Source organism: Pseudomonas citronellolis (assembly GCF_029335315.1).
In the GTDB taxonomy this organism is placed as follows: domain Bacteria; phylum Pseudomonadota; class Gammaproteobacteria; order Pseudomonadales; family Pseudomonadaceae; genus Pseudomonas; species Pseudomonas citronellolis_A.
Map to the genome: position 1 here is coordinate 1 of NZ_JARJLT010000060.1, position 8443 is coordinate 8443.

Annotated in this window: 10 protein-coding genes; 7 read left to right on the top strand and 3 right to left on the bottom strand. The window is 70.7% G+C overall.

Going from position 1 to position 8443, the window contains the following annotated elements; genetic code table 11:
• Window positions 1–135: 135 nt before the first annotated feature.
• From P3W75_RS04945 to P3W75_RS04955, 3 genes are read right to left on the bottom strand one after another with little or no spacing between them, the layout of a single operon-like run.
• The gene (locus P3W75_RS04945) at window positions 136–795 is read right to left on the bottom strand and encodes a response regulator (protein ID WP_276226247.1); all 660 of its coding nucleotides are present in this window, start codon (window positions 793–795) and stop codon (window positions 136–138) included.
• A 14-nt stretch (window positions 796–809) separates the two neighbouring features.
• Window positions 810–2060 (bottom strand): sensor histidine kinase, encoded by a 1251-nt coding sequence (locus P3W75_RS04950; protein ID WP_276226248.1) that lies wholly within the window; start codon window positions 2058–2060, stop codon window positions 810–812.
• An 8-nt stretch (window positions 2061–2068) separates the two neighbouring features.
• Entirely contained in the window at window positions 2069–2209 is a 141-nt protein-coding gene (locus P3W75_RS04955; RefSeq protein ID WP_276226249.1) for a hypothetical protein, read from the bottom strand.
• Between the two features lie 158 nt (window positions 2210–2367).
• On the opposite strand from P3W75_RS04955, the gene P3W75_RS04960 reads away from it, so the two are divergent.
• From P3W75_RS04960 to P3W75_RS04990, 7 genes are all read left to right on the top strand, one after another.
• Window positions 2368–3570 (top strand): ABC transporter substrate-binding protein, encoded by a 1203-nt coding sequence (locus tag P3W75_RS04960; RefSeq protein ID WP_276226250.1) that lies wholly within the window; start codon window positions 2368–2370, stop codon window positions 3568–3570.
• 14 nt (window positions 3571–3584) lie between these two features.
• Window positions 3585–4601: a YVTN family beta-propeller repeat protein gene (locus tag P3W75_RS04965; protein ID WP_276226251.1), complete on the top strand. Its 1017-nt coding sequence runs from the start codon at window positions 3585–3587 to the stop codon at window positions 4599–4601.
• On the top strand, window positions 4598–5329 hold the full coding sequence (locus P3W75_RS04970; protein WP_276226252.1) for an ABC transporter ATP-binding protein: 732 nt from the start codon (window positions 4598–4600) through the stop codon (window positions 5327–5329). Before P3W75_RS04965 ends, P3W75_RS04970 begins: the two co-directional genes overlap by 4 nt.
• Complete coding sequence (locus P3W75_RS04975) at window positions 5326–6150, top strand: ABC transporter permease (RefSeq protein WP_276226253.1); 825 nt, start codon at window positions 5326–5328, stop codon at window positions 6148–6150. The genes P3W75_RS04970 and P3W75_RS04975 overlap by 4 nt, the downstream gene beginning before the upstream one ends.
• Before the next feature lie 104 nt (window positions 6151–6254).
• Window positions 6255–6797: a PQQ-dependent catabolism-associated CXXCW motif protein gene (locus P3W75_RS04980; protein WP_276226254.1), complete on the top strand. Its 543-nt coding sequence runs from the start codon at window positions 6255–6257 to the stop codon at window positions 6795–6797.
• Window positions 6798–6856: 59 nt separating this feature from the next.
• Window positions 6857–7522, top strand: coding sequence for a response regulator AgmR (gene agmR, locus P3W75_RS04985; protein WP_276226255.1), 666 nt, complete (start codon window positions 6857–6859; stop codon window positions 7520–7522).
• A gap of 9 nt (window positions 7523–7531) precedes the next feature.
• The gene (locus P3W75_RS04990; RefSeq protein WP_276226256.1) at window positions 7532–8392 is read left to right on the top strand and encodes a DMT family transporter; all 861 of its coding nucleotides are present in this window, start codon (window positions 7532–7534) and stop codon (window positions 8390–8392) included.
• Window positions 8393–8443: the final 51 nt, after the last annotated feature.

Below are 8443 nucleotides of genomic sequence, written 5' to 3' on the forward strand. Positions count from 1 at the left end.
ATAACCGTTCGCGGTTATCCGCCGATGGCCCCGGCGCGGAGGCCGACGGCGGATAACGCCTGGGGCGTTATGCGCCCTACGACCGTCATTCCCACTCCGCTCCTACGGGGGCGGATTCATCTGCACTTCGCGCGCTCAGGACGCGGCCAGGGCCTCGCCGCCGACGCGCAGGACGCCGCTGTCGATGGCCAGGTGCACCAGTTCGGCGTGGGAGCTGACCTGGAGCTTCTGCTTGAGCAGGGTCACGTGGTTGGACACCGTCTTGGCGCTCACGCACAGGTGCTCGGCCACCTGGCGCACGGGCAGGCCGCGGGCGAGCATGACGAAGATTTCGAACTCGCGGCGGGTCAGCCCGTGCAGGCGTGGGTCGCCCTGCTCCAGGCCGCGCGGCTGGCAGGCCAGGCGGGTGGCCAGGGGTTGTTCGATGTAGAGCTGGCCGGCGAGCACGCGACGCACCGCTTCGAGCAGCACCGCGGGCGCCGCGCCCTTGGTCACGTAGCCGGCGGCGCCGGCGTCCAGGGCCTGGCGCACCAGCGGTAGTTCGTCGTGCATGCTGAAGAACAGCACGCGCAGTTGCGGCAGGCGCTGGCGCAGCCGGCGGGTGGCTTCCAGGCCGCTGATGCCGGGCAGGCCGATGTCGAGGATGACCAGCGCGGGTATCTCCCGTTGCACCGCCTGCAACGCGTCCTCGCCGTCGGCCGCTTCCAGCACTTCGGCTTCCGGGAGCAGGCCGCGCAACAGGGCGGCGATGCCTTCGCGCACCACGAAATGGTCGTCCACCAGCAGGATTTTCATCGCCTTCCCTCCTCTCAGGCCGCCACCGGAAGCGGCACCCGCAGGCGCAGCGCCAGGCCCAGGCCGGGCTGGCTGCGCAGTTGCAGTTCGCCGCCCAGGCAGCGGGCGCGCTCGCGCATGGAGCGCAGGCCGATGCCGGCGCGCGGCGGGCCGTCGCTGCCGCGGCCGTCGTCGCGCACGCCCAGGTACAGGTAGCCGCCGCGCGTTTGCAGGCGCACCCACACGCGGGTAGCGCCGGCGTGGCGGGCGACGTTGGTCAGGGCTTCCTGGAGCAGGCGGTAGAGGTGCGCCTTGGCCGTGTCGCCGAGCGCCGGCAGGCGTTCGGCCAGGTGCAGGGTGCAGGCGACGTTCTGGCTGGCCTGCCAGTCCTCGATGTAGGCGCGCACCGCTTCGTCCAGGGCCAGGTGTTCGAGCACCACCGGGTAGAGGTCGCGGATCAGCGCCCGGAAGCTGTCGTTCAGGCCCCGGCAGTGCTGGTCCAGGCGCTCCAGGGTGGGTTGCGCGACGGGTTGTTCGTGCAGGCTGCGCAGCAGGAAGAGTTGCGCACGGATGCCGGCCAGGTACTGGCCGATGTCGTCGTGCAGGGCCTGGGCCAGTTCCTGGCGTTCGCGCTCCTGCACGGCGAGCAGCGAGCGGGTCAGCTCGGCGTTGTCCTGGCAGGCGCGCTCCAGGGCTTCGGCCATGCCGTTGAAGTGCGCGGCCAGGCCCTGGGCTTCCGGCAGCGAGTGGCCGGGCAGGCGCACCTGCAGGCGGCCCCTGGCGATTTCACCGAAGGCGCGCTGCAGCTGCTCCAGCACCCGCAGGCCGCCGCGCACCGTCCAGCGGATGGCCAGCAGGCTGACCGCCAGGGCCACGCCGAACAGCGCCAGCAGCTGCACCAGGGAGTCGCGCACTTCGTCGATTTCGTCGCGCGGGTCCACGCTCAGCTGCACGCGGCGGCCGTCGGCCAGTTGCAACGGCTGGGCGTGGTAGACGTCCGGGTAGAGACGCGCCGCCAGCCACTCGTCCAGCCAGCCGCGCGGCGCCGGCGGCGGCTGGTCGAGCCAGCGCACGCGCACGTGGCGCAGGCCGGCGGTGAGGTTCTGGTCGAGGCTGCTGGGGTCGCGCAGGGCCGCCTCGCGCAGGTACTCCACCACGGCGCGGGCGGCGTCCAGTTCGCGGCGCACGTCTTCGTCGCCCTGGTGCAGCAGCACGGCGACGCACAGCGCGGCCACCAGCGCGAAGAACAGGCCGACCAGCAGGTTGACCCGCCACAGCGCCGACATGGCCCGCCTCAAGGCCCCACGCGGCACGGCTGGCCGGCGGCGCAGACGCTGGGCACGCTGGGCCGCGCATGCAGCGCGTACATGAAGTCGAAGCCCAGCAGGCTGAGGATCAGCAGGATGGGGAGTACCAGGGTGACCGCGATACGCATGGCGACGGCTCCGTTTTCCTTGTTGTTATGGGGCCATCCTAGGGGGTGGGCGCGGGCGGCGAACTACTACCTTGGTACTGCCCCGGCGGTACTTTCTGCATATTTCCCGGGCCCTGGCGCGTTCCTATGCTGGCGACACAACAACAAGGGAGTCGCCCATGCGCCACTTCGCCCTGTACGGCGTGACCTACCTGCTGGCGGTCGCCTGCGCCGCCCTGCTCTGCCTCGACGTGCGCGCCGCCGACGCCCCGGCCGCGCTCGAGGTGCGCATCGGCTACCTCGGCTACACGCCCGACCCCGGCCCGCTGCTGTCCAACGTCATCCCCGAGCCCACCGACGCCGGCCTGCGCGGCGCGGAGCTGGCGATCGACGACAGCAACACCACCGGGCGCTTCCTCAAGCAGCGCTACAGCCTGGTCAGCGCTACCAGCGCCGACCCGCAGCAGCTGCTGGCCGAGGCGCGCAAGCTGCACGACGACGGCCTGCGCCTGTTCGTGGTCAACGCCCCGGCCGAGAGCCTGCGCCAGCTGGCCGCCGCGCTGCCGGACAGCCTGCTGTTCAACGCCGGCGCCTACGACGACGAACTGCGCGCCGAGCAGTGCCCGGTCAACGTGCTGCACACCCTGCCCAGCCGCCTGATGCTTACCGACGCCCTCACCCAGTTCCTGGTGCTGCGCAAGTGGACGCGCTGGCTGCTGATCGTCGGCCAGCGCCCCGAGGACCAGGCCTACGCCGCCGCCCTGCGCCGCTCGGCCAAGCGCTTCGGCGCGAAGATCGTCGCGGAGAAGCCCTTCAGCTTCGCCAACGACCAGCGCCGCAGCGCCCAGGCCGACATGCCGCTGTTCACCCAGGCCGACGACTACGACGCGGTGCTGGTGGCCGACGAGCACGGCGACTTCGGCGAATACGTGCCCTACAACACCTGGCTGCCGCGCCCGGTGGCCGGCACCCAGGGCCTGGTCGCCACGGGCTGGCACAAGACCGTGGAAACCTTCGGCGCGGCGCAGTTGCAGAAGCGTTTCGAAGAACACGCCAAGCGCTGGATGAACGACCGCGACTTCGCCGCCTGGGTCGCCGTGCGCAGCGTGGCCAGCGCCGTGACCCGCCTGCGCGCCGCCGACCCCATGGCCATCCGCGCCCTGGCGCTGTCGCCGGACCTGCCGCTGGACGGCTTCAAGGGCTACCGCCTGAGCTACCGCGCCTGGGACGGCCAGCTGCGCCAGCCGATTCCCCTGGTGCAGCCGCGCGCGCTGGTGAGCACCTCGCCGCAGGAAGGCTTCCTGCACCCCGACAGCGAACTCGACAGCCTCGGCCTGGACGCACCGGAAAGCCGCTGCCGCCTCGCCGACGCCAAGCCCTGACCTGGAGACCCACGATGTTCCAAGCTGCCCTGTTCCAAGTCACACAGTTCCGAGTCACACAGTTCCGCGCCGCCCTGGCCCCTTCCCTGCTGGCCACCGCGCTGTGCCTGGCGTCGCCGGCCTTCGCCGCCAAGGCCTATGTGTCCAACGAGAAGGACAACAACCTCAGCGTCATCGACCTCGACAGCATGACCGTCACCGGCACCCTGGAAACCGGCAAGCGCCCGCGCGGCCTGGCGCTGTCCCACGACAACAAGCTGCTGTACATCTGCGCCAGCGACTCCGACACCGTGCAGGTGATGGACCTGGCCAGCGGCAAGATCGTCAGGCAGCTGCCCTCCGGCGCCGACCCCGAGCAGTTCGCCCTGCACCCCAACGACCGCTGGCTGTACGTGTCCAACGAGGACGACGCGCTGGTGACGGTGGTCGATACCCAGACCGCCCAGGTGCTCGGCCAGATCGACGTCGGCGTGGAGCCCGAGGGCATGGCGGTGAGCCCCGACGGCAAGTGGGCGGTGAACACCAGCGAAACCACCAACATGCTGCACTGGATCGACACCGCCACGCAGAAGCTGGTGGACAGCACCCTGGTGGACCAGCGCCCGCGCCACGCCGAGTTCAACAAGGACGGCAGCCAGGTCTGGGTGTCGGCGGAGATCGGCGGCAGCGTCAGCGTGGTCGACGTGGCCAGCCGCAAGATCCTCAAGAGCCTGCGCTTCGCCATCAAGGGCGTGCACCCGGACAAGATCCAGCCGGTGGGGGTGAAGCTGAGCAGCGACGGCAAGTACGCCTTCGTCGCCCTGGGCCCGGCCAACCACGTGGCGGTGGTGGACGCCAAGACCTTCGAGGTGCTCGACTACCTGCTGGTGGGCCGGCGCGTCTGGCACCTGGCGTTCACCCCGGACGAGAAGACCCTGCTGGCCACCAACGGGGTCAGCGGCGACGTATCGGTGATCGACGTCGACTCGCTCAAGGTCACCCAATCGATCAAGGTCGGACGCTACCCCTGGGGCGTGGTGGTGACGCCATGAACGCCCTGGACGTGCGCGACCTGAGCTTCGCCTACGGCCCGCGCAAGGCGCTGGATGGCCTGGACTTCAGCCTGCCGGCCGGGCGCTTCGCCGCGCTGCTGGGGCCCAACGGCGCCGGCAAGTCCACCCTGATCGCCCTGCTCACGCGCCTGTACGACCTGCAGAGCGGCGCCATCGAGGTGGGCGGCTGCAGCCTGGCGCGCCTACCGCGCGTGGCCCTGCGCCAGCTCGGCGTGGTGTTCCAGCAGAGCACCCTCGACCTGGACCTGAGCGTGGAGCAGAACCTGCGCTACCACGCCGCCCTGCACGGCATGCCGCGCGCCCAGGCCGCCGACCGCATCGAACAGGAACTGGCGCGCCAGCAGCTGCAGGCGCGCCGCCGCGACAAGGTGCGCACGCTCAACGGCGGCCATCGCCGCCGCGTGGAGATCGCCCGCGCGCTGCTGCACCGCCCGCGCCTGCTGCTGCTCGACGAGGCCAGCGTGGGGCTGGACCCGGCGGCGCGCCAGGCGCTCAACCAGCACGTGCGCCAGCTGTGCCGCGACGAGGGCCTGGCGGTGCTGTGGACCACCCACCTGCTGGACGAGGTGCGCGGCGACGACCAGTTGCTGGTGCTCGACCGGGGCCGCCTGGTGGCCCAGGGCGAGGCGGCGCAGATCAGCGCCGCCGAGGGTGGCGACCTGCCCCGCGCCTTCGCCCGCCTGACCGCGCTGGAGGCCTGCGCATGAGCCGCTCGCCGGAGCTCTCGCCAGGCCTCGGCCCGGCCGCCTACTGGGAGTGCCTGCGCGGCATCGTGGTGCGCGAATGGCTGCGCTTCGTGCTGCAGCGCTCGCGCTTCCTCAGCGCGCTGGTGCGCCCGCTGCTGTGGCTGCTGGTGTTCGCCGCCGGCTTTCGCGCCGCGCTGGGCATCTCGATCATCGAGCCCTACGACACCTACGTGACCTACGAGACCTACATCGTCCCCGGGCTGTGCTGCATGATCCTGCTGTTCAACGGCATGCAGGGCTCGCTGTCGATGGTCTACGACCGCGAGATGGGCAGCATGCGCGTACTGCTCACCAGCCCGCTGCCGCGCGCCTTCCTGCTGGCCGGCAAGCTGCTGGCCACGGCGCTGGTGTCGCTGCTGCAGGTGTACGCCTTCCTGCTCATCGCCTGGCTCTACGGCGTGCAGCCGCCGGCCTGGGGCCTGCTCGTCGCGCTGCCGGCGCTGCTCCTGGCGGCCCTGCTGCTGAGCGCCCTGGGCCTGCTGCTGTCGAACGCCATCCGCCAGCTGGAGAACTTCGCCGGGGTGATGAATTTCGTGATCTTCCCGCTGTTCTTCCTGTCCTCGGCGCTGTACCCGCTGTGGAAGATGCGCGAGGCCAGCGTGGGGCTGTACTGGCTGTGCGCGCTGAACCCGTTCAGCCACGCGGTGGAGCTGGTGCGCTTCGCCCTCTACCAACGCTTCAACCCCGTGGCGCTGGCGGTGTGCCTGGGGCTGACGCTGCTGTTCGCCGGGCTCGCGGTGCTGACCTTCAACCCGCAGCACGCGGCGTTGCGCAAGGGCTGAAATCTCCTACTTTGGTACTGGTTCACCCCTCCTGACGTCGAATTTCCAAAGCAGCGCGCCTGGCTTGTAATGCTCGGTACAAGAATAAATATCGAGATGCCACCATGCCTCGCCTAGTCCCCGCCCTGCTCTGCGCGCTGCTGGGTCTGCCCCTGGCCGCCGCCCACGCCGACGAAGCGCTGTTCTCCAGCGACGGCTACCGCACCAGCCAGTACCGCAGCCCGACCCCGGCCAGCGCCGACCACGCCACCACCCTGGACACCGCCGCCCTGCAGGCGCTGCTGGCCCGCGAACCGCGCGCGCGGCTGGTGGACGTGTACCGCCGCACCTACCTGAACGGCCAGTTCGTGGCCAGCGAGGCGCACCGCAACCTGCCCGGCAGCCTGTGGCTGGCCAACACCGGCGACGGCGTGCTCGGCGCGCCCTGGCAGGCCTATTTCCGCGAAAACCTGCGCCAGCTCGCCGAGGGCGACCCGACCCGTCCGCTGGTGTTCTATTGCCGCTCCGACTGCTGGGCCAGCTGGAACGCCGTGAAGCGCGCCCACGCGCTGGGCTATTCCAACCTCTACTGGTACCGTGACGGAGTGGACGCCTGGGAACAGGCCGGGCTGCCCCTGCAGGACGCCCAGCCGCAAGCGCTGCCCTGATTCACTCGGTTCCCCTACGGCTAGCCGCCGCCCATAACGACAACAACGAGGTGTAGGCCATGTACAAGATTCTGATCGCCGACGATCACCCGCTGTTCCGCGAGGCGATCCACAACGTCATCGCCGACGGCTTCCCCGGCAGCGAGGTGATGGAAACCGCCGACCTCGACAGCGCCCTGGGCCTGACCCTGGAACACGACGACCTGGACCTGATCCTGCTCGACCTGAACATGCCCGGCATGCACGGCCTGAACGGCCTGATGAACCTGCGCAACGAGGCGCCGACCATCCCGGTGGTGATCGTTTCCGCCGAGCAGGACAAGCAGGTGGTGCTGCAGGCCATCACCTATGGCGCGGTGGGCTTCATCACCAAGTCCTCGCCGCGCGCGCAGATGACCGAGGCCATCGAGCAGATCCTCAACGGCAACGTCTACCTGCCCTCGGACATCATTCGCACGCAGAAGAGCTCACCGCGGCGCAGCGGCCACGAGGAGCACGGCATCCCGCCGGAGCTGCTGCAGGCGCTGACCCGCAAGCAGCTGCTGGTGCTGGAGCGCATGACCAAGGGCGAATCGAACAAGCAGATCGCCTACAACCTGGAGATCGCCGAGACCACGGTGAAGGCCCACGTCTCGGCGATCCTGCGCAAGCTCAAGGTGCACAACCGGGTGCAGGCCATCCTCAGCGCCAGCGACATCGACTTCACCGCCTACCTGCGCCGCTGAGGAGCGCCCATGCCGGCCAACCGCACCCTGCTGCTCACGGCGCTGGCGATGTTCGCCTTCGCCGGCAACTCCCTGCTCTGCCGCCTGGCGCTGAAGGCCACCCAGCTCGACGCGGTGAGCTTCACCGGCGTGCGTATCCTCGCCGGCGCGCTGATGCTCGGCCTGCTGCTGCGCCTGCGCGAACGCGTGGCCCAGGCGCACGGCAACTGGCGCGCGGCGGCGGCGCTGTTCGTCTACGCGGCGGCCTTCTCCTACGCCTACGTGCAGCTGGACGCCGGCACCGGCGCGCTGCTGCTGTTCGGCGCGGTGCAGGTGACCATGCTGGTGGTCGGCCTGCTGCGCGGCGAACGCCTGGCCGGCCAGGCCCTGCTGGGCTTCGGCCTGGCCCTGGGCGGGCTGCTGGTGCAACTGCTGCCGGGCGCCGGCGCGCCGCCGCTGGCCGGGGCGCTGCTGATGCTGCTGTCGGGCGTGGCCTGGGGCCTGTACTCGCTGCTGGGGCGCAACGCCGGCGACCCGCTGGCGGTCACCAGCGGCAACTTCCTGCGCGCCATCGCCTTCGCCGCCCTGCTCGCCCTGGTGTTCCACGGCGACTTGCGCGGCGACCTGCCGGGGGTGATCTACGCGGTGCTCTCCGGGGCGCTGGCCTCGGGCATCGGCTACGCCATCTGGTACGCGGCGCTGCCGGGCCTGTCGGCGATCCAGGCGGCCTCGGTGCAACTGAGCGTGCCGGTGCTGGCGGCGCTGTCCGGCGCGCTGCTGCTGGGCGAGCACATCAGCCTGCGCTTGCTGCTGGTGTCCTGCGCGGTGCTCGGCGGCATCGCCCTGATCCTGCGCGCCAAGGTGCACGCGCCGGCCGCGCAGCGCACCTGAATTCCCCCGCAATTCGCGGGCGCAGCCCGCTGGAGCGTGAGTCGCAGGGCG